The sequence below is a fragment of the Bilifractor sp. LCP19S3_H10 genome (assembly GCF_052119185.1).
In the GTDB taxonomy this organism is placed as follows: Bacteria; Bacillota; Clostridia; order Lachnospirales; family Lachnospiraceae; genus Bilifractor.
In genome coordinates, this window is sequence record NZ_JBQKFT010000008.1 from 62,086 (window position 1) to 85,666 (window position 23,581).

The 23,581-nt window shown below is 47.9% G+C and carries 11 protein-coding genes; all 11 read right to left on the bottom strand.

Going from position 1 to position 23,581, the window contains the following annotated elements; all coding sequences use genetic code 11:
• Window positions 1–87: 87 nt before the first annotated feature.
• Window positions 88–1,926: a type I-C CRISPR-associated protein Cas8c/Csd1 gene (locus ACTQZS_RS08185; RefSeq protein ID WP_441475380.1), complete on the bottom strand. Its 1,839-nt coding sequence runs from the start codon at window positions 1,924–1,926 to the stop codon at window positions 88–90.
• On the bottom strand, window positions 1,926–2,651 hold the full coding sequence (cas5c, locus tag ACTQZS_RS08190) for a type I-C CRISPR-associated protein Cas5c (RefSeq protein ID WP_441475381.1): 726 nt from the start codon (window positions 2,649–2,651) through the stop codon (window positions 1,926–1,928). The genes ACTQZS_RS08185 and cas5c overlap by 1 nt, the downstream gene beginning before the upstream one ends.
• Window positions 2,652–2,665: 14 nt before the next feature.
• A complete protein-coding gene (gene secG, locus ACTQZS_RS08195; protein ID WP_441475382.1) occupies window positions 2,666–2,974 on the bottom strand; it encodes a preprotein translocase subunit SecG in 309 nt (102 codons plus the stop codon).
• A gap of 12 nt (window positions 2,975–2,986) precedes the next feature.
• On the bottom strand, window positions 2,987–4,291 hold the full coding sequence (gene secY / locus ACTQZS_RS08200) for a preprotein translocase subunit SecY (protein ID WP_441475383.1): 1,305 nt from the start codon (window positions 4,289–4,291) through the stop codon (window positions 2,987–2,989).
• A 13-nt stretch (window positions 4,292–4,304) separates the two neighbouring features.
• Window positions 4,305–4,517 (bottom strand): preprotein translocase subunit SecE, encoded by a 213-nt coding sequence (gene secE / locus ACTQZS_RS08205; RefSeq protein WP_441475384.1) that lies wholly within the window; start codon window positions 4,515–4,517, stop codon window positions 4,305–4,307.
• Between the two features lie 9 nt (window positions 4,518–4,526).
• Window positions 4,527–4,859, bottom strand: coding sequence for a hypothetical protein (locus ACTQZS_RS08210; protein ID WP_441475385.1), 333 nt, complete (start codon window positions 4,857–4,859; stop codon window positions 4,527–4,529).
• A gap of 10 nt (window positions 4,860–4,869) precedes the next feature.
• The gene (locus ACTQZS_RS08215; RefSeq protein WP_441475386.1) at window positions 4,870–5,112 is read right to left on the bottom strand and encodes a hypothetical protein; all 243 of its coding nucleotides are present in this window, start codon (window positions 5,110–5,112) and stop codon (window positions 4,870–4,872) included.
• 101 nt (window positions 5,113–5,213) lie between these two features.
• Window positions 5,214–7,316 (bottom strand): NlpC/P60 family protein, encoded by a 2,103-nt coding sequence (locus ACTQZS_RS08220; RefSeq protein WP_441475387.1) that lies wholly within the window; start codon window positions 7,314–7,316, stop codon window positions 5,214–5,216.
• 4 nt (window positions 7,317–7,320) lie between these two features.
• Window positions 7,321–8,211 (bottom strand): class B sortase, encoded by an 891-nt coding sequence (locus tag ACTQZS_RS08225; protein ID WP_441475388.1) that lies wholly within the window; start codon window positions 8,209–8,211, stop codon window positions 7,321–7,323.
• A 91-nt stretch (window positions 8,212–8,302) separates the two neighbouring features.
• The gene (locus tag ACTQZS_RS08230) at window positions 8,303–10,546 is read right to left on the bottom strand and encodes a mucin-binding protein (RefSeq protein WP_441475389.1); all 2,244 of its coding nucleotides are present in this window, start codon (window positions 10,544–10,546) and stop codon (window positions 8,303–8,305) included.
• 124 nt (window positions 10,547–10,670) lie between these two features.
• The gene (locus tag ACTQZS_RS08235; RefSeq protein ID WP_441475390.1) at window positions 10,671–23,495 is read right to left on the bottom strand and encodes a VaFE repeat-containing surface-anchored protein; all 12,825 of its coding nucleotides are present in this window, start codon (window positions 23,493–23,495) and stop codon (window positions 10,671–10,673) included.
• Window positions 23,496–23,581: the final 86 nt, after the last annotated feature.

Genomic DNA, 23,581 nt, shown 5'->3' on the forward strand with positions numbered 1-23,581 from the left:
CTATATAGTGAACCTCACCATCTGAGTTGTAGTTCAGATGGAGTTTGCACCGCCAGTTTTTTAGTCAAACCTCCTTAATCAATTAAGTTATGCACTTTTGATTTCTGAATCGTTTGTCTGTTTCTTCTTCTGCCTTATGGCATTTTCTTCAGCAAATATATTCATATTTCTATAGTAGCCCAGAAGAAATTCTGCCTGCTCTGTTTTGGTGAACTTCTGAGGAAATTTCATCCCAATATTTGCAGTGATTTCTGCAATTTTACAGGTAAATTCTTTTTTCTTTTTTTCATCGATTTTTCTCATATGCACAAATGATAATTTTGCCATTTCCACAAAAGCCTCATCCGGGTGCTTGAACATCATTCCGATATATCTGGAACACACATCATTTCCAATCTGCCCGTAATTGGAAGCTACCTGCTGGATTTTTCCGTATACTGCAAACAAACGGCCGCAAGAATAAGCCTGCGACTCTTTTCCCATAACTGACAAATCATCCATTATTTTCATCCCGCCTTGTTCTCTTATCTTATAAACTTTGATTACCTGAATAATTACCGGGTTTATTTTTTTGCCAAGCAAAAGACCGGAGTATCCCTTCTTGATTGCCCTGTGATAAAAAATTTCCGGAATCTGATTTTCAAAGAAAACAGAATGAAGCAAATCAAGCATAGACTGTCCATATTCAAACTTGCTCTCTTCAACTTGCCCATTTGACGTCTGGTCTCTGTCAAGCAGACCAAACAGCAAACTGTATATATTTCGGATTGACATTGCACTACATTTCCAGTGCTGTTTATCAGGCATCTCCCAGATTTTTATTTCCGTATCCCGATACCACTGGTCAATTCCGTTCCTCAAATCTCCATATGCGCCAGAAAAAATTTCTCGTGTGCTGTATCGTTCTTGTGAGTTAGTCGCTTTGAATACTTTAAAGTGGGCATCAAACGGATAAGGCTCAGGCAAAACCCCTTTTAATATAGATTCGTATAATGTAGTCAGGTTCGGAGTGTTTGCAATCATATCTTCATATTTCTGTTCTGCCTTACCCTGTGGTAAATACACAGTTTCTCCGATCAAATCCGGTACTGTGTCATCGGAGTACCAATAGAAAATTCCAAATTGGTTTGAACTATGATGGTTATCTTTATTTGCAAGAAAATTCAGTGTATCAGAAATTACGATAGATTCTGCATCGCCAATTGCCGAATTCTGGCCCCTCTCCAGCCCATAGGAATCAAAGGACGATCTTCCTTGAAAAATTTTATCGTATGAAACGGTAAGCGTTGCGCCTTTTCCGAGGACCCCGCCTTTGACCTTGGGTTTAGATTCTTCAGAAATTGTGACCGGCTGTCCGGTAATAGCTGATATCATCTTGCAACCATTACTGGATTTTCCCTGCTTGTCAGAATATTTTTTAATATGACCTGCCAACCAGGTTTCCCAGTATCCGGTTTCAACGATAGATTCGCCTTCTATTTTGAACGTTAGAAGTTTTTCGCCGGTTAAACTGCCATCATTGTTGATCTTAATAAGTGCGTGATTGCTTAATGCATCTTCGAGTTTTTTGCGGACATTCACGTCACTTTCCAAGGTTTCCAGATATAATTTTAAGGCACGAAATTCTGGTACTGCGTCGCAACATTCTCTCATAATTGACAGCCAGGCTTTATGAGCTTTCGATGTCTGTACGATATCTTCCGGAGGAACAATAGTCGCAGCCTTATCAACAATAGCATTAGCCCCAAGGCCTTGTTTTTCCGTTCCGATATCTGGGCACGCGATTTTTTCGAGACCATTTTCTTCGATTGACTCAAACTCGCCGTCTTCATCAATGCAGATGTATCCTGCAATCTGTTTCAGGGCTGTATTCGGCTTTTGTTTGATATTGTGCCTGATTCCGTAATTGTAAATATCCTGCAGCATCAGATTAACCTCCTTATGTCGGAGCTTTCCCAGCCGGGTACATGAATCGTGCCGTCCCGCATGACAGCGTGATAAAACGAAGGGCTTACGATCTTGTCTACATTTCCATTCTCAGAAGTATCCAGTTTTTCGTTCCTTGTAATGTCGAAGACGTCATAGAGCATGTAGCCAAAATCTCTGCTTTCTTTTATTGGAGTCACGTAGGGATCTGGCATCTTAAAAAACGCCATACATTCGTGCGTTCCCAAAAAAGGTTGCCGAAAACATTTTCCTTTTTTGATCCGTTTGTCAAACTGTTGATACAGATGATCAATATCAATTCGATCCGGAGCATCCGTTCTTTTAACAATATCAGCTGTAATCCGATAATACACATCTTTCAAATACACATTACCGCGCTGCGTACCCTGACCAGTCCGTATACCCATGCCTATAGGATCTTTCATTTTTCCCATTGTAAGATAAATCGGATGCGGCTCTTTCAATTCAATTTTGGTCTTTGATTCATTTGTCTTGATTTCGATCATCTTGATCGGCTTCATGACCTCAATCTTCTTGATTTCGTAATAAAATTCTATAGGCTTAAGATAAATACTGCAGAGTACTCCTCTGCAGGCAGAAGGTGTAGGCACACAATAGCTTACCCGTTCAATTTTGCTTTCCGGTGGGGTAAACATAGCGATTTTTCCCCACACATCAACTACGACCTGTCTACGATTATCCACTGCTTCCTCTCCCTTTACTCATTTTCTATGCTCGATGACTGAGTAATGACAGAATTGGATGCGCTGTTATTATTGACATGATTCCAGATCCCGGCATTTAACAAAACTGTTAATGCAATCAGCAGTACTACACAAACTACCGTTGCTTTCTTTAATCGTCCTTCTTTTGATCTTCCCTTGTTCTTCCCCCAATAAGTGTCTGTATGAGACGCCATTCCACCGATGGCTCCGAGTCCTTTGTTTTGTGAATCCTGCATCATGACAAGAGCGATCAGTATCATCGAAATAGCAATCAACAGGACTGTAATAATCATTTTCAACATATTGGTCCTTTCTCAACCAAGCAGAAATCCTTTGTATTTTTTATCCGCTGTCAGCGCTTCCGTCTGTCCGATTGTCTCCAAAATGACAGATACAATAATAATCAGAGAGGTGCCGCCGAATGACACATTCGCACCAGACAAACCATTAATCACAAACGGGATCGCACATACGATGACAAGGCCGATCGCTCCGATAAAGATGATGTATTTCAGGATACGATTCAGATAATCTTCGGTTGGTTTTCCGGGGCGGATTCCAGGAATCATACCTCCTGACTTTTTCAAATTATCTGCTATTTCCATCGGATTAAAGGTGATTGAAGTATAAAAATAAGCAAAGAAAACGACGAGAACGATATAAAGTCCCAATCCTATTGTCAAAAACCAGTCTGAAGGACGGAACCAATTATTCGAAGATAACATATCCAAAATCGTTCCGGCCCATCCACCCGGCCTTTTTCCAATGAACGCAACAATAATACCGGGGAAAGACATAATGGAGGAAGCAAAAATCACAGGAATAACACCACCCGTATTGACCTTGAGCGGGATTTCAGAACCCTGTCCGCCTACCATTCGTCTTCCAACCATTTTCTGAGAATACTGCACGGGGATTCTTCTTTCTGCTCCATTTAAAACGGTGGTGAGAACGGTAATACCGATGATGACTCCAAAAATAACAGCCCATGTTACTGCTGCCTTCGCAATCGTCTTTCCCTTAACGAAATTGTCATACAGAGTAATCATATCCTGCGGAACACGGGAAAGAATGTTGTACAAGAGAATGATGGATATACCGTTTCCAAGACCCTTCTCATCAATCTGATTTCCAAGCCACATCAGCGTACAGGATCCAGCCGTCAAAACCGATACCGTCATAATCACATTTATAATATTGAAATCAATCATCAGCTGGTTGCGAAAACCAATACACATAGCTGTACTTTCGAAAAGGGAAAGCGCCACTGTCAGCCATCTGGAAATCTTTTCCAGTTTCTTTCTTCCTTCTTCTCCATCTCTGCTGATCTCTTCGAGAGAAGGAATCGCAATCGTAAGCAGCTGCACAATGATGGTAGCTGTGATATACGGAGTTATCGATAACGCAAAAATGGAAAAATTTTCAAAACCGCCGCCGGTGAAAGCATTCAGAAAACTGTATGCGTCATTTCCGGCAAAATAGCTTTTGAAAAAATCTGTATGTATACCTGGCAGCGGAAGTTGTGATACTGCCCGGACAATAATCAAGATTAACAAATCAAAAAACAGTTTTTTTTGTACTTCCTTTACGCGAAGCGTATTTTTTACTGAATCAAACATTTTCCGAATACCCTCATCTCATTATTACATCTACCAAGGCCAGCGCTCCACTGTCGATCAACGTCATGAGTACTGCAAGCAATGCGGATATGATCAGTACCACTGCTGTCTGTCTGCCTGCTCTTTCTTTTGGCAGCCAGGATATTTTTTTCCATTCCTTCTGTACCCCATCGACAAAAGAAGGCTTTTTCTCTTTCCTTTTTTGGGTTTTCGCACTGTCAGCCATTTTTCCTCCTCATTTCTCCGGTTTTGATACCGGAATCGCAGTCACATGACATTCTCCCCACGAGAATGGCTCCCCAAAATAATAATTTCTATTTCCAAGCTTTGGATCTCTCCGCAGCTTCGTCTCCAGCTGATCGGTCAGACCTGATGTCATTTTGTTGATATCGATATCATCCGGAACCGAAATCACCAGATGAAGGTAATTTGACCCGTAAGCAGAAGAAAGAATCTTTCCGTGGTATCCTTCCAGAATTTTCACGGACTCCTGAAGGAAAAACTCTCCTACTTCTTCTGATATACAGTGCCTCTTCCATTTGCTGAAAAAGCTTATATTATAATCCATCCCTTTCTCCTCAATTGTATTCCTCAAACTTATATGCCTTGACAGATCTGTCTTTCCCGAAGCCTTTGCAATGCTCAAAATCTTCCTTTATTGTCAGATCAGATGGATCGATTGGAATTTCGTTCTTTGCCAGCGCCATACCGGCAAACCAAAGGAACGCTGTCTGCATACTGATCCCTGCTTTATCACATAATTTTGCAAATTCTTCGTACACCTTTGCATCCATGGAAATCGTGATTTCTTTTCGCTCCATCTCTGATCCTCCGTTTAAGTTTGTAAAAAACACTCTGCGAAAGCCCTCAAAATATGAGTTTTCCGCAGAGTGTCCTTTCCGTCTGTGTACCAGAAGAAATATTACCCAAGAATATTTCCGTAATTGATTGCTTTTACAACCTTCTGTCCAAAGGACGGGTAACAACCCGCTGTACCAGGATTCGCATGATTCGTGTTGTACCACATATCACCGTTTACAATGAACTCCAGTACATTCCTGCCTTCGTGATGCCCATACAGGTTGCATCCCGCATCGGACTGGTTTTTCGCATCGCCCATTACAGTTTTCACAATCGTTCCATCTTCAAGCTGGAAGTCGATCAGATCTCCCACTCTCCCGAAGGTGGACGTGCAGGCTATGACATATCGGTCTCCGATCTTTCCAAATCCCTGATCGTCATAGTTCTCGTAGAGATCGTAGAGCGCCTTCTGAAGCGTACCGGATACCCAGTTGGTATTCCACTTCTCGTAAGTGCAGATACCACCGCAATCGGCCTGTGGAGTGATCTCTTCGGCTTCTCCGTCACTGACAATCAGCGGATCTTTCGTCTGATCGAGCACACGCACCGCATAGTCCAGTCCTTTTGATGTATCATATGTTCCGTGAATAATCCCTAGATTAGAATTATAGGACTCTACGGTTTTTCCATCCCCGGCATAAATCATCACGTGATAGATCCCCTCATCTGCACTGCTGTAGAATACCAGATCACCCGGCATGGCATCCTTGATCGGGATAGCGGTCCCTGCTTGTGCCTGATCGGCAGCAACCCTCGGAAGATTAATGCCATACTGACGATAGATGGACTGCACGAAACCGGAGCAATCCGCACCATCCGTCAGGCTTGTGCCGCCCCAGACATACGGATTTCCGACATAATTCGATGCATAATCAACCAGTGACTGTCCAATCTGTCCATCCGGCCTTCCGGATTTTACGGTTTTCAGAGAGGCGAAAAATGCCTTATTGTCTTTCTGATCTACCAAAGATTCCGCTTTTTTATAAGCATCCTCACCTTTTTCTTTTACTGCTTTCTGTACGCCGTCACTCATATCTACGACGCTGCGGCTTACATATCCGCGCACGTCTCCGGACTCGATATAAAGCCAATCCGGATCGGTCTCATCCAGGACATAGGCGAACCCATCGACCGTAAGTTTTCCGACAGCTCTTGCCTTCTCGGATTTGCCCTCACGGATGTTGATATAATCCGTTGCTTTTGGTACTGCATATTTCTTTTTTACTACCACGCGGTTTGTTGTCGCACGATAATATGCGAATGCTTTGTTTTCCGTAGGATCTACGGCTGCCTTCGCAAATCGTTCGGACCAGTCATACTTGGACTTTTGTTCGTCTGTCTTCAAGCCCTTTTTCTCAAGGATGTGGTAGGCAATGCGTTTCGCTCTCTTTCCGGAGAAAACATCCGCACTCTTAATAAATCCACGCACATTTCCGGATTCCACGTACAGCCATCCGTCATTTTCATCGCGAATCTGATAAAGCAAATTCATCAACGAAGCGGTTCCTACGACCTTGGCATCCTCTTTTTTCTCTTCATAAACATTTAATTCATGCTTGGCGAAAAGAGGCCGTTTGCCAATCTGCCAGAAATGATTGTCTTGAATCGTCCCTGGATCGACAATCACTCTCGATCCGGTTCCCGGTTTTACGACCGGAGCAGGAGTCTCATCAACCTTTTTATCCCCTGTCGTATCTGCCTTGACATCCCCACCGGCATTTGCGTTTTCACTCTCCACACCGGATTTTAAGGCGGGCTGGGTATTCGTGTTATCGGCTGTTTTTTTCTCCTTTTCTGAAGCAGCCTGTGTTGGCTGTGCAGGATTCGTTGGCTGTGCAGGATTTGTCGGCTGTGCAGCCTGCGGTGCCTGTGTCGGCTGCACGGTTTCCTCTTCCTCATATATTACCGAGGATGGTATAACCGGGCCTGCTGCTGCCTGCGTCTGAGACGATGATGACGGCGCAGTGGCAGGTGCAGAAGGTGCTGCAGGTGTTGTAACCGGATCGGCAACGGGTGCTGCTTCCTGCGGGACTTCCTCTTCATCACTGATCGAACTGTCCGGGATATCAAATGCCAGTACCGGCTTTGCCACAGCTGGAACCGCCATACCGATTGCGGCTGTTGTCAAGACATACAACATCGCTTTTACAACTCGATTTTTCAAATAGTTACCCTCCTATATCAGAAGACATCTCTTCTGCTAATTCCTGTTCTGTGTCCGAAACATTTGTATCCGGTTTCCACCACGATGCCGCATCCTGTGTCTTTTTCACGCCTGTTTGGATTCCCTGGATCACGAGTCTGTTATTCGTGCCTTCGTATCCGTTGCAGGTGGACAATGACACAAGATGCGCTTTCGGGTCTGGTTTTGCGGAATTTTTGTAAAGAGACATCTCCTGTTCTGTCGTTTGGTAAGTGAGAAACTGATCTTCCGATCCAAAGCGGTAGGTGTAGACATCCGATCCACCCGTTGTCAGAACAACAGCGAAAAAGGTATAGGTATGTCTGGTTCCGTCCGGCAGATACAAGTCAAAGGTATGATCCTTGTATTTCGCGTCTCCGTATCTCGAACGAAACTTTCCGAACATCGATCCGTCCGCCATGTTGTGCCCGTATATAATTGAATTCTGATCCGTAAAATCGCTCTTGTTTTTTGCCTCCAGGAAAATGCTCCCCCCGTAGTTATAAGTTCCATCCGGAAGGGTATGGAGGTACTGTTCATTGTCTTTCCCCTGCATAACGGGATACCCGATATCGTCCAGCTGCAGCCATGCGACTACATTTTCCCCTTTGAACTTTTCCCAGTCGATTTTAAAGGAATCGTCCGGGACTTCTGATACCGTCTCTGTTTCCGAATCTGCAGCGGGTTTTTCCGGTTTTTCCGGTTTTTTTACGACATCCTCCCGGATGTGCTCATACGTTTCTCTGGATTTTCCGTATTCCATGAGCTTCGGAATCAGCTTGTAAGCACAAAAAGCCAGGACACAAAAGGAAATGATCAAAATAAGTTTCCTTTGCCATGTCATCTTCGGTTTGTTCTGCTTTTTCTCTTCCAACATCTGTCTCCTTACCTTGTCGGCGTTTCATTCCCGCAGCCGGGTCATGTCCGACTGCGGAAACAAAATTCCGTTTTGTTTATTCAGAAAAGCATTACTGTCTCTTTTTTCTTCTGAAGAATGCTCCGATTGCTGTGAAGATTGATCCAAGTCCTCCGAAAATGTACGGAACGCTGGATACGTCACCGGTCTGTGCAACGCCGCCCTTACCGCTCTGCGAGATCGTGGTTGTGCCGGTGTTCTTTCCGGAAGCAGTACCTGTGGTTCCTGTAGTTCCTGTAGTTCCTGTCGCACTTCCGGTGCCGTTCGCTGCTGTTCCTTTTCCGTTATCGGCTGTATTTGTGGTCTTGGTGTCTGCGGTAGCGGTATAGGTAATCTTCTCTTCGATATCCTTTGTGTCTGCCTTTGTCTCTACCGCTCCGATGGATTCCTTATCCGCTTTGTAGCCTTCAATCTGCGGCGCTTTGACAGCCTTGAGTACCGGGTCCTCACTCTTCCAATCGCTGTAAGTAACCGTACCAGTTGTATGGTCTACAGTTGCCTCTCTGGTGTAGGTGACCGTTTCTACCTGATCCGGCATCTGAATCAGCTTGCCGTTCGCGTCTTTGCGCTGCATCGGCTTTCCGTCCTTATCCACAAAATGAATCGTTCGTTTGATTTCCTTTGTCAGATCCTTCTCGGAGAGTCCGGCCGGATACTTATCCCCATTCGGATTCATCTGGTCTTCTTCGGTCTTTGCAGTCTTACTTGTAATCGTCTCTACAACCGGCTCAAGCACGACATCATAAGTCTGGTCTACGGTATCGTCGTCATCAAAGACAAGATCTTTCTCATCGGTCGGGAACTTATCTTCAACGAGCTTGTATCCCTTGTCGGTAAAGCTCTTGATCCGATCCTTGGTGGAGTAGGAAATGGCCTCCTTCGTCTTTCCTTCCACGGTGTCAGCTGCGTCATCGGCAAGAACCTTTCCATCTTTGCCGACATAGCGGATAACCGCCTTCTGGATCTTCGGGATATAAGTGACGTACTGTGTGGTGTCTGCTGCCGATCCGGCATCCTTGATCTCCTCCGCATCAATTTTTTCCGGTGATGCGGAATATCCCTTGATCTCCGGACTCTTTACCTCGGAAAATCCGGTCTTGTCTCCGGTCCAATCGCTGTAGGTGACTTCACCGGTGACTTTATTTACGTTTGCTGTGCGTGTGAACGCCAGGGTTTCCGTAACATCATCGGCTGCTTTCTCATTGTCATCGTTCTTATCCGGTGTCGCATCATCATAGATGTACTTTATGGTTCGGGTAACGCTCGCAGACAGACTTTCCTTCCCGAGTCCTTCCGGATATTTGTCTCCGGCTTCGTTTCTCTGGTCATTCACGGTCTTCGGATTTTCAGCGGTAATTTTTTCAATATGGGGAGTAACATGAATCACGATATTCTGATTCGATGTCGTGTCGTTATCAAACGTATGACTTGATGCCTTGCCATAATCGTTTGATACTACGTCATAGCCTTTTCTCTGAAGCTCTGCCAGTTTTGTTACGCCTACAGTATCCGCAATATCCGGGAAGAGGGTGTTTTCCGTTCCCGTCACGGTAATACTTGCAAGAGTGGTCCGCTGTGCGTCTGTTTCCCCTGTCGAATCGTCCACAATGGATACGGTCGCATACTGCTGGGGATTCTTGGAATAGAATACATAGATATCCGAATCTCTGCTCTGTGCGGTAACAAGCTCCGGATCAATCTTTGTCGCTTCTTTTCCATTTACAAATGCCTTGTAACCGGACTCTTCCGGGATGGCATATTCCGGGAACTCCTGTGCTTCCGGTGAGAAGGAAGTGGTTACAATATCCTTCGTTACCGCGTCCTGATAACCATTTCTTGTAAATACCTTTTCCTGTACCACCTCCGGCTTTTCCGTAGAAACATCTGCCATAATGAAGTGGATGGTCCGCTTTACCGTCTTTGTTGTCATATCGGCAGGAAGAGCATTCTGCTTGTGTGAAAAGGTAACCGTATAAAGCTGATCCTGGAAGGAATCATCATCATACATTGCCTCTGACGGGAAACCGTCCTTCACGAGGTTGTAGTTGGTGGAAAGACGGCGGATCACAGAAGCGGTGGAATAGTCCACGCGGGTTTTATGTTCGCCGGTCAGGGCTGCGTACTCCAGAACCGTCCCGCTGTCCTGATCAATGTATTCCACTCTGACATTCTGGGGACGGGTGAAATGCGTCTGCGCAGCCATTGTTGGAAGTGCCCCGGCTGCTACGGTGCCTCCGGTAACCGAAGCCGCCGCAAAAAATAACCCAAGTCTCATTGCCAACATTCTCTTTTTCATATTTTTCATCTCCTTATAGAATGATATATGATTTATATAAGATAATTACACTTATATCAGGAGCGGAAAACGGTTGTCTCCCGCTCCCTTTTAATGCAGAGTCTTTGTGAAAACGACCGGCTGCTTACTTCATCTGGCCATTGTTCTTATCTTCCGGATTTTTCCGTTTTTTGCGTCCGCTAAGCACGGCTGCGGCGATAACCGCGACAGCTGCTCCGGCACCTGCCGCGTACGGCCATACCGGTTTGTCTCCGGTCGGCGTTCCGGTTGCTGCCGGCGGCACGATGGTAACAGTCTGCGCCTCATCATTCAGATCCTTGTGCTCGGCCACCCGGACATCTTCTTTCGTATCCGGATTCTTTGTGACAAGTTCCTCAAATACAACGAGATCGCCCTGGATATTGCTGGAATCGAAGGTAAAGGTTACCTGTACGGTTCCATCCGCTTTCTCCGGTTTGAATTTCGCCTCAGAAGCTACACCAATGCTCTTTCCGGTTGCCTTATTCATGAGCGTTCCCTTTGCGGTATATTCACGTCCAGGAGTAAGGTTCTTGTAAGAGATGGTATCTACAACCGTTGTATTCTTGCTTCCGGTTACAGATTTCGCACCATTGACTTTCGCTTCTGTCTGGATCTTCGGATAATGTACCGACTGATCTTCATCATTGATGTCTTCATGATGCGCGATCTGTTTGTACTCACCCTTGTCATTCTTTGCCATCAGCGATTCAAAAGCGACAACGGTATCACCAGCAAGCTTTGTGGAATCTACCGGAATCAGCATGTAAACATATCCGTCCACACGGTCAGAATCTGCTGCTTCCGCAGCCTTCTCACTGGCTGCCTTCTCTGCTTCCGCTTTCGCCTTCTCCTCTTCGGCTTTCTTCTGTGCCTCCTTCTCGGCTTCTGCCGCTTTCGCCTCGGCTTCCTTTACCAATTCTGCTTTTGCTTCCGCAATCAGGGCATCGGTCACCTTGCTTACCTTTGCTTCGTCTGCCTTGATGACAGCATCCGCGTTCTCGGTCTTCGTCAGGATGGTTCCCTCGTCCTTTGTCGGTTCTTTTACTTTCCGAACGACGACATTGAAGAATTCAATGGTCTGTCCCTGTGCAGCACTGATGTATACGTTCTCATCACCGCTGACATCGGAAGCGGCCAGAACCTTTCCATCCGCATCCAGGACTCTTACGAATCCCCACTTGCTGCCGTCCCAGTTGTTTGCGGTTGCACGATAGACGCCAACCTTGACGTCTTTTCCTGCGACTGCCTTCTTCGCAGAATAGGTATTCAGGATTTCCTTTGTCTTGTCTTCAAGTGCCTTTGTGTCAATCACGGGCTCAGCCTTTTCCGATGTACCTGACGTACTCGAAACGCTCTGTGTTTCATTCTCCTGATTTTTCGTTTCGGTTGCAGTTACAGTATTTGATGCCGCTTCGAAGGCATCCGCTTTCTTTACGGCCTCGTCTGCCTTCTTCTCCGCCGCACTTTCATCCGGTTCATCGTTCAGTGTCTTTGCGTCTGTCTTGCTGTACAGATCCTTGCCGTCTTTCAGATTCTTCCGAAGTTCTTCCACTGTGGTATGCAGCGTTCCGTCCTTCGTGATGATCTGCCCGTCTTCGCCGGCGATAAACTTACCCTGTACTTCCGTATTGGCCAGCTCTTCGCCATTGCTCTTCTGATGCAGGACACCTTTTACGGTATAGGTCTTGCCCTTTTCCAGGTTCTTATACGAGATCTTATCAATCACGTAAGAGGTCTTTCCTGCGTTTCCTTCGTTGATGCCGGTCAGAAGGTCGCTTGCGTTGGTGTGAAGCTCCGGGAAGTAAACGGTCTCTGCCTGATCTTTCAGATCATGGTGAACAAAGATGTCCTTTCCTTCTCTGGTGCATGTTTCAAACGCAACGGCGGTCTTTCCTGCCAGCGTCGTACCCGGGAAGGTAAAGGTCAGATCCACATATCCGGATACTTCATCATCGAAATCGCCCTCCGGTGTGAAGGTCGTTGTCGCTGTGATTTCCTTTCCATCGTCATCCTTCAGGACTTCTCCGGTTGCCTTGTCGTGCAGTTCGCCGGTAAGCGTGTATTCTACGCCGCCATGCAGCTTGCTGTATGCCACGCGGTCCGTAATGGTTACGGTATCCGCCGCATCCACTTCATGTCCGGTTGTGGTCAGCTCACCCTCATGCTCTGTCAGAATTCCGGTGATTGCGTCATCCGTCTTTGAAATTTCCTTCGCATCCTGACTGTCAATGGCATGCGTTCTGCCCTTTGGAAGCCGGATATCCTGCTCGTGGTCGTCGATATCGTGATGCTCCCCAATGTGGTTCGTCTTATCATCGATATTCTTCTGACCATCCGCCTGATAGAGATCTTCAAAGACAACAAGAGTTTTTCCTTCCAGTGCCGTGTATCCGTTCTCATCCTTTGCGAAGTCGTCTCCGTTCAGGGTGAAGGTTACGTCCACTTCTCCATCGGACTTCTCCGGTGTGAAGGTGACATAGGATGTATAGGTTTCTCCGTTCTTGTTTACAAGTGCCTTGCCGGTCTTCTTATCCATCAGCGTTCCGCGGATCGTGTAGACTCCGTTTTCATTGATGTCATAAACCGGGTTCTGTGCGGTCGGAACCACATAGCCGTCTGTGGTGACGTTTAATCCCTTCTCATGAAGTTCTTTCAGCATTTCCGGTGTCCACAGGTTCTTGTAGCTTACGGTATCCGTGATGATGATGTCCTTGCATTTTCCATCCTTGTCGTAAACCGCTGCCTCATCCAGATCCTCCACGGATGCGTTGGTATGAAGCGCCGGAATCCTTGTGAACTGCGGCGTGTCGTTCAGATCCTCATGAACGAATACCGTTACGTTGTTGTGGCTCACATCCTCGAAAGCTACGGTTGTCGCTCCTTCCAGTAGGCTCGTATCCACGCTGAAGTGCAGGTTCACATAGCCGCTTACGGTCTTTGTACCGTCGAACTGCTCCGTTACCTTTACATCGCTGATCTCTTCATCCTTCGGAAGCACAACCTTTCCATCTTTCCCGAGCGTAAAGTTCAGTTTTGCGGAATCTGTCACGCCTTCAATGGTCTCGCCGGCCTTGTGTGTCTTTCCGTTTTTGTCCGTGAAATCGGACTGGTAAACCAGGTGTCCGTTTACTTCGTAATCCTTGTCCAGGAGCAGGGTGTCGAAGTATACCTTATCGGTGATTTCCGTCTTTCCCGCGAGGGAAGTATGCGTGCTGGTCGTGTCGTCGGTTGCGTTGGTCTTTCCGGTCGGATAGTAGACGCTCTGGTTCTTAAACTCTTCCTTATCCCAGTCGATCGTTCCGTTCGTCTCGTTCTTTGCGGGATGAGAAGTGATCTTCTTTCCGTTATGGTAGAGGTTTTCGAATACCGTGACTGCCTTGCCCTGCACATCCTTGTTCTGGATGCTGAAGTCAAGGGTGATCGTCTGTTTTTCTGCTTCCGCCGTAAAGCTCTTCGTTACGGTAAGCGCCTTTGTCACATCCGTGGTTTCTTCTCCACTGACTGTGAGGTAAAGGATCTTTCCGTTTTCAAAATCGGAGTTGGTCATATCCACAAGCACGCCTTCTGCCTTGTACTCATAGCCTTTGACCAGTTTCTCCATGTTGACGGTATCGGTAAGGGTGGATGTTCCGCCGATGGAATCGTTCGGCACCGCTCCAACCTTGTCGCCTGTCTTCGTGTCAACCAGTGTGGTATGGATATCGACCTCGTTCACACTCTGGTCTTTATCATCCGGATTCTCATGCGTGATGACCGGAGCCTTCGGATTGCCGTTCTCATCTTTGGGGATATCGTCAATCTTCGTGTCTGCCGTAAAGTCAGCCGTATGATACATCCGCTCGTAAACAACCTGTGTGGAGCCCTTCACTTTTGACGAATCAAAGCTGAAGGTCAGGTCAACTGTTCCGTCTACCTGCTGTTTGTCCGCGTCGTAATTTGTTACGGTTGTCTTGTTGCCGTTGGCATCTTTGATGCCGTTCTCGGAAACCGTGATCGTGGTGGACTGTGTGATCTTCTTACCGTCGATTATGACCACATCGCCCTTCTTATGGGACTGGCCGTCGGCGTCGGTATAATCCGATCCGTAGTGCAGCTCACCGGCTACCACGTAGCTGTTTCCGGGTACAAGGTTTTCGAGTTTCACCGTATCTACAATATTTGCCTGACGATCATCGGTGATTCCATTTCCGTCCGCATCCTTGTCACCAAAGAGCTTTCTTACACCGTTGATCAGTGCGCCAAAGATACTGCCCGCATGGTCCCCGGTCTCCTGATCGGCGGCCATCGTGTGCAGATCCGGATAATGCACGGACTGCTCTTTATCGGTAAGATCCGCGTGGCTGGTGATGTTAATGTTGTTGTAGTACAGTTTTTCAAATGCTACGACGGTCTGTCCTTTCAATACAGAAGAATCCAGGTCAAAGGTAAGGGTTACGGTTCCGTTTACCTCATGGTTCTGTGCATCCTGATCCTTGTCGATGGTATAACCGTCATATTCCGTTCCGTCCTCGTTCAGAAGCTTTACGGATGCGATCTCTCCGTCGGTATACGTATAAGAGGTCGGCTCAATCGCCTTTCCATCCTTATCATAGGCCTGAACCTTGAAGGTTGTGGAAGCACTGATTTCCTTTCCGTCCGGTCCTGTGATTGCCGATCCGGATTTCTGGTTCATAAGACTTCCATTCAGGGTATAGGTCTTTCCAATCACGAGATTGCGGAAGTTTACGATATCCTTGAAGACAGCCTTGCTGTCAACGGTTCCGACATGATCTTTTGTACTCTCGTATCCGTCATGATCCGTGTAGGTCAGATCAAAGGCACTGGTACGGATCTTCGGATAATGTACCGTTTCTCCAAGGTCATCAATGTCCGTATGTCTGCTTACGTCAATGTCGTTATGTTTCAGTGTCTCGAAAGCGACGGTGGTCTTGTCTTCAAGATCCGTGGTATCGAAGGTAAATACGAGATCTACCCATCCGTCTACCCGGTTGTTCTCTTTGTCATAGGCCGTTACTTCGCTTGCTTCGTCGTTCGTGGTGGACAGGATATAAGTCGATCCGTTCTTCTCAACCGTAAAGGCTGCGGAAGCGGTGATCTTCTGTCCGTCACTGGTCATCAGTTCCTTTCCGGTATCCTTGTCCATCAGAACGCCGTCAATGGTGTAGGTCATATCCGGCAGCAGGTTCCAGAGTTTTACACGGTCCGTAATGGTTCCCATGTTTTTCTGGCTTTCCGCATTCTGCGGATAGGTATCCGAATACTTCGTTACGGTTCCGACCTCGTCGGGAGTGTATCCGTCAGCGGCAGAAGTCCGTACCATCGGATAATGCTCCGACTGGCCTTCATCCGTGATGTCCTCATGACTGGTAACATTCACACCGTTATGGAAGAGATACTCGTACGCAACAGTTGTCACGTTCTCGATATCCGCCATATTTAACTGGAAGGTAATGTCTACCGTTCCGTCATAAGAGTTTCCGTCTTTCCTTGGAAGAGCGGTGATGCCGGTCTCGGTTTCGCCCGCCGTAAAGGTGCGCTCCGCTGTTACCTGCTTTCCGGCACTGTCTACAACCGTGTCTCCCTTGCTGTGAAGCTTCTTACCCTGATTGCCTTCGTTATCGAAGCTGTAAACATCTTCCTTGTAGACCAGTCTGCCTTTGACGGTATACTCTCTGCCTTTTACCAGATTCCAATAGGAAACGGTATCGACAATCGTATCGTCTTTTGCCTCGGTTCCCACATGGCCGCCGGTCTTCTGATCAATCGCCTTGGTACGGATCTCCGGATAGTGTACCGTCTGGCTCTTGTCCGTGATATCCCTGTGGCTGATCACGTTGATGCCGTTGTGCCACAGATCCTCAAAAGCAACCACGGTCTTGTTCTCAAGCGCTGTGGTGTCAAAGTAGAAGATCAGGTCAACGCTTCCGTCTACTTCGTGTTTCTCCGCGTCTACGCTGTTGATGACATACTGCGCTTTCGGGTTTCCGGCGTCTTTGCGGTCGGTGTTGACCGTTCCCTTTACGAGGGATACTTCTTTTCCGTCCGCTCCGGTCGTCGTTCCGCTGATCGTGACGTTTCCATCCTCGTCAACATCCGAAACCGTGAATGTCGTTTCCTGCGTTACCGGTTTTCCGTTCACAAGGAATACCTTCTCGGTATCCTGATCCATCAGGATGCCCTTTACCGTGTAGGTTCTTCCCGGAACGAGATTGTTCAGTTCCACCGTATCGACGATGGTTCCGAGGTTCTTACTCTGATCAAGGTCCTGTGTATAAGTACCGCCGTCCGGTGAGGTGGACTTTACGGTTACTGTTCCCACGTTATCCATGGTGTAGCCATCATTGGCGGTCGTATGGATATCAGGGAAGTGTACGTCCTGGTTCTCATCGGTGATGATGTCGTGCACGTCTACTTCGTTGTCCCCGGCAAGATCGGTGATGCCGAAGTCTCCGTTGTTGATTGCGTGATAGGCGTCATGGTTCAGCTTTGCGAAGCATACGATGCTCGCGTCCGCCATATCCGTGGAATCAAATGTATAGGACAGCCTGCAGGTCAGCGTGCGGGTCTCCGGATCATAGGAAATATCGTCGGAATTTAAGGTTTCGCCCCTGACTCCGGTGGAAGGTTTCTCCCAGGATTCCCTAAGTCCCCGTGTTACTGTGTCATAGTCCGAGTCGGACCAGAGGTCTCCCAGTCTCTCCGGAAGCATGTAGTATGCGTCCGTGATCTCACCCACGTTGTTGATTGTGAAATGGATCTGAACTCTGGAAGCGCTGCTTACCGGAACCGGATCTCCCTCTTTTGCTACGAGGTCTCCGACCTTGTAATCCCTGCCGTTCCATGTCAGGTCTTTGGCGGCGATCCAGTCTTTCTGGAATACCGGAAGGCCCGTCAGGGTGTACTCGTAGTAATCCGTAGGCTCCGCATTGACTTCGATGCGTCTGCCGTGCGAATCCTCATAGGTATACGTCTTCTTTACGTTGCTTCCCGCCCAGGTTTCATGGTTTTCCGTGTCACCGAAGGCGAGGTTGGTGATCTTGATGGTATCTGTTGCTGTTGTTGTCTGCTGTTTCTTTCCGTTTGCGAAGCCGTCTTTGGTAACAACGTTTGTGTTGGAACGGTCAAGCGTGTTGCCGACGTCATCGCCGGTGTTGATATCCGCCGCGTCAGACGTGATATCCGGATAACGGATTGTCTGATCCTCATCGTCGATATCCATATGGGTCACAATCGGCATCGATCCGGAGATCGGACGGCCCTGGGAATCTGCCCGGTACAGCTGCTCAATGACAACGACACTCTGATTTCCGGTGAAGGCTTCACTGTCAACCGCAGTGTGTACCGTATCGTTCAGACTTCCGTCATAGGCGTAAATCCGGTCAAAGGAATCCTTTGCCTTGATCTTCGGATTGTCGAGGCCAATGTTTTCTTCGTCATCGTTGGAGTTCACCTTGAAATGCAGGGAAGAACTCTTATTATTGGAAGAACTCTGGCTTACGATATATTTGGAAGGAAGTTTTGTGCTGCCTCCCGCGCTCTGGTAAAGAACGTACTTCTCTCCCACCTTAATATAAGTAGAGTTTTCGTCTCTTCCATCCGCGTCAACGATTGTCAGATCTGTCGCTTTGTTTTTCACCGCTTCCGTCAGGGCATTCTTGTCCACGACGGCCATCTTTACCGCATAGTCGTCATCCGCCGCAAGGTTATAGACTTTCACGCGGTCATAAATGGAATCATAAGCGTTCTTTGTTCCGGTGCGGTCATAGGAAAGTCCGTCAAACGCTCTTGTGGAAAGCTTCGGTACAAACAGGGACTGCAGTACCAGCTGGTCCTTAACCGTAGTTTCCTCAAAGTATTCGTCTTCCTTGTCGCTCGGGAAGTACTGGCTCATGGTCAGCTTTGTGTGAACCGCTTCGCAGACGATCTGTCCGCTCGGCAGTCTCTTGAACAGATAATCCTGTACAAGAAGCCGCTTTCCTTCAAGGTCTGTTGTGTCGATCTTATAAACAAGATCGTCAATGGTTCCGTGTACCAGGTTGCTGCTCTGGCCGGTCGTTGCTTTCGGCTGGAAATGATACAGAAGGGTATTCAGTTCGTCCTTCGTGTAAAGTTTTCCGAAGAACTTGCCGAGAACGTAGCTGCCGTTGGCTTCCAGTCCCGCAACATCGCCTTTGCCGTTCTTATCCATGTTGTAGTTTGTGCCGATAATATGCGTAGGATCATCATAATCCACAACCGTGGAAAGAATGTAGTAATCGTTCTTTTCGGTTTTGTTCACATCATCCTTGTACTCGTGCACGTTGCTGTAGGCGATGCGATCCTTGATCTCAACATTTTTGCCTACGGGTACGGTATGGGTCTTGGATGTTGTCTCTAATGCTTCCGAAGTCAGATGCGGACTGACGTTGGAATAGGTTCCAAGATCAATTTCCGTATTGTCTCCGGAATGCAGGGTGAATACGGAGGAGCTGATCAGGTCGCGTCCCCGGTTGGAGGAATCGTTTTGCGCGTCCTTCTGAAGCTCGACAATCCGGTAGGTTCCGTAAGGCAGTGCGCCGTGGTTATTCGAGGTATGTACCTCACCCGGAACCGCGCTGTACGAATGTCCTTCCGTGCTGTCTCCAAAGAAGACAATGTTGTCGGCATCGGTAGATTGTGTAACGCCCTTATAGGTAAAGGTATGCGTTCCCTCGTACATGCCAAGGCTGTAGTCATGATCGTATTCGTTGACCTTGCCGTTTGTGTTCCAGTATTCCTTCTGGACTCTGGCCTGTGCTTCATCCGTTACGATGCTGCCATTGGCATCGAGGAAGTTCCCCTGGTCGTCCCGTCTGGTGTACCATTTCGTAGAATATTCGCCGTATTTGTTTGTTACCGCGACATGCCACTCCAGGACCGCCGCCTTGTCGGGATCGGTCACGCGGTTGCCGTCCTCATCCAGCAGGTTTCCTTCTCCGTCGGTCTTCAGCTGCTCAATGGCAAACGGAATGGAGCCCATCGGCTTTCCGTCCTCGTCCACCTTGCGCCACTTGATATCGAACCGGATCGGTTTCTGTGTAAGCGCCGCTCCCGCCTCCGGATTGGTATCTGCTTTCACATCCGCGTCTCCGATGTTCTTCTCGAACTTCGTGATCACACCTTCGTGACGGATCTCGAAGCGCACGCACCAGTCCGTATTCAGATGGTAGCCGGTTGAGGGCTGCTCTTCATACATGTAGTAGGTGCCGTAGGGCAGATCTCTCGCGTTGGTGGTGACGAATCCGTTCTCGTCCGTGGTAAGGGTCAGAACTCTTGCGCCGGATGCCTTCTCTTTCGCAATAACTTCATCACGGGAGAGCTTTGTGCCGGAATATCCGATGGAAGGAATTAATCCGCCCTGTCCCCTGGTATCCGCGCCGTTATAGGTGACACCCTTCGCGCCGGTATTCTGGATGTATACCGGATTCTCGGAGGCATTGACCACGGCGATCTTCGCGTTTTTCAGTGTCTCATCGCCCTGGTTCTTATTTGTGTGCAGTTCGTCATTGATTTTCTGGAGGGATACGCCGCCACGGATGACAAGCTCCGGAAGGGAGTTGTCGTTTCCGGCCATCAGCGAGTGTCCGTCCACATCTTTATTGACATACTTGTTTCCGTTCTTTTCGTAATCATCATTATCCGTGATTTCCACAATCGGCTCCCAGAGGTCCTGACTGCTTCCATCAAGGAAGGTGCGGATGGTGCCGTCCGCGTCTTTATTGTTGTTGTGATATCCTTCGCTCGGGGTAATCTCACGAAGCTGATACTTGCCTTTCATCAGGTTAAAGCCGGTATTTGCGTATCCGTCCTGATCCGTGGTGAGCGTCATACACAGGCCGCCTTTTTTGACGGTGTGCGCACCGCCTTCGGTTCCGGCCGTACCGTCCGGTCCTCCCGCGAAGCAGGTAATGTCTTCGTCCCCGAGGTAGTAAACCCCGATCTTCGCTCCGGCAAGACTTCCGTCTCCCTGCGCCTTGCTGCTGGAGGTTTCCGCGTCGGTCTTCTTGAACTCGATGCCGCCTTTTCCAGCCGGCTCCCAGATCTCCCAGGTTGTTTCTGTTTGATCCGGTGTCTGTCCTACAGAAGCCGTAGAACGATTTACCTTGATGGTGTTGCGGATGTTGGTGGAGTCATCGACGTAGGTCCACTTTACTGTCCCGTCGTCCTGTTTTTCCACATGCGCCACAAGACCTTCCTTCGGTGCCACGTACCCGGAAGGAGCAGAAATTTCTTTAATGTAATAAGTTCCTTCATGGTACTTATATTTCCCCTGCGAATCCTTTTCCGGTTCGTTTGGTTTTGATGTACAATACTTAGGATCTCCAAATTTAATGTAACCATCTCGACTACCATAGGTATCTGTTTTAAAGGTCCAGGTATTCTTGGCATTTTTGTAGTTCTGCTGCTGCAGCTGCGCTCTGGTCAGGATTTCCGGCCAGTACTGTACCGAGAACTGCGCGCCGTTTAACGACAGGCCGCCGGTTGCTGTTGCGCCGTTTTCCAGATTTTTCTGGATCAAAAGACTTCCAGGGTCAGATGCCGGAGTATCTCCGCCTTCGCCCCAGCGAATCAGGAAGTAGCAGGAATCCGACTTCGGCGTAACCTTGGATTCAATCACGCCGCCGGTTCCGATAATGGCTGGAATATCGATCTTGTCACTTTTGCTCCACTGCGACTGCGGAGGGGTACTGTTGTTGTTTTTCTCATACCAGTCTTCGCTCGCTTCGTAGATGGCGTAGGACAAATAGGTGCCATTGCCATTGATGAAAGCATCCTTGCCATTTCCTGCGGCATGAATGCAGTGAAGGAACTTGTCATCGCCGGGAGTATCGCCCCAGTAGATCCCGATATGTCCATCTCCGACGTTTCCGAATGCATCGTATATGTCTCCGTTCGGATAATTCCAAAGTCCGCCGGATGTATATCTCGGCAGCTCCACGATGATATCGCCTTTGGTCGGCTTGGACGCAAGAAGTGCCTTTTTCGTCCAGTACAATTCGACATGGATGTTGTTTTTCTTATAATAAGAAAGATAATTTGTCGCGATTGCTATATCTGAAGGGAAGTTTCTTCCTGTTCCAAGAGGATCTGCGCCGGCATCGGTAAGTGCCAGTCCGACAAAACCTCCACATTGTGTTTTGGAACGAATCGCTCCCTGATCGTAAATACTATATTTGATGTTTTTATAATCCTTCAGATGAGAGTTAATGCTGTTTACAAATTCCTCCGCCGTAAGCGGTTTCCCATCCGTTTTTTTGTATAAATCGGTCAGGGTCTTTTTCGAAGATTTATTTTCGTAAGCCCTGCGTGCCGCAACACTTCCTGCCGGATTAACCGTCGTCCCTGCGGTGGAAAGATCCGAAGAACTGTCTGCGTATTTTTCAAGATCCTTTTCAATTTCCGCGTCAGATTTCTTGTTCAGGTTCTGAACATCACAGGAATAAAAGAAGGTTTTATTGTCCGGCTCCAGGATGCCCTTTGAAATCAGTCCTGTAAAGCGTGCCGCTGCCTCGGAAGTGGAATCCGCTGTCACATAGAAGTCTACAGTATCTCCATAGTTAGAGTTCGCGCGTTTCACGCCTTCTTTAAAGCAGGCACCGATAATGTGTGCTTTACGGATAGATCCGGGAATCATGTACTTTGCATCCGCATTGTCATTGCCGGCTGCGCCAACCACGGAAATGCCCGCATCTGCCGCTTCGTTGATGATGTCCGCGATGGCGGAATTTTCGCTTTTCTTCACACCGGAAAGAGAAAGATTGATGATTCCGGCTTTTCGCTCCATTGCGTACTTGATCGCGGCATATACAGAAGAAGGGGTTCCTTTTCCGTTTTTATCAAGTGCCTTAATGGAAAGAATTTTTGCATCCGGATTTTCGGCAGTGATGTATTTGACCATCTCTGTACCGTGTCCGTTGTCATCGCCGGCATCCTCGCCAAGCATGGAAACCGCGTCGATCACGTTTCCGCCAACGGAGGCGCCGGTATCAATCACGGCAATGATGTTGTTCTCCATATCCTCGGAAGACGCCTTGCTTTCCGCTTCCGGTACTGCCTGTGCAAGAGAAGCGATCGGGTTTGCGTCCTCCGTCATTTCTTCCGTGGACACATCCTTGATATCCGCGTCATCCGCCGCCTCGATCTCGGCAGTATCGACATCTACGAAATCCGCAGATTCTTTATATTTTTCGTAAGCAGCCTTTGCATCCTTTTCAGAAGCATACTGGATCAGATAAACCCCGTCATACGAAGACAGGATCTTGTCATTGTCCGCAGCTACGACTGTTTCACTGGGTGTTCCGACCAGAAGTCTTGCAGAGGAAAAATCCATGTCCGATTCTGCGGCTTCCGTGGTTTCGGAGGCATCCTGACTTTCTGAAGAGGTTTCCTCTTCTGCCTTTTGGAAATCCGCCTCGATTGTTTTTGTTCCGTCTGCCACTACATCATACGTGAAGGTCTGGCATGGGGTGAATCCCACGTCCTGTGCTCCACTGTCTGTAGATACGGCATACAGAGATACCTGATAACCGTCATTGCTGACCGCCTTTACATTTACCGTAGTTCCCGGTTCTTCTTTGAGAATCAGGTCATAAGGCTGTTCCTCTGTCACAGAAGCAACGGTTTCGTAACCATTCGCGTCCCGGATCACGGTCTTCCCGTTTTCGTCAACGGTAATGGTCTGCTCATCCGTCTGTCCTTCATTGACAATGAGGGAGCCGCCCATGGAATCAACCCGAAGGTTGATTACGGCTTCTGTACTTTCCTTGGTGACTTCTTCCAAAGAATCACCGACCGCTGCCGGACTTTCCGGTATTGTGTCCGCGTATGCAGGCAGGCTTCCCGCTACAGTAGACAATGCGGTGAGTACAGACAGGGTAAAGGCAATCACCCTGTTTTTGAGTTTACTCATTTGTTCTCCTCCTTCTTAAGAATGATGTTGAAGTGTTATATTAAAAACCCGCATGGTCGGATTTTTAACCATTTTGATTTCCCGTG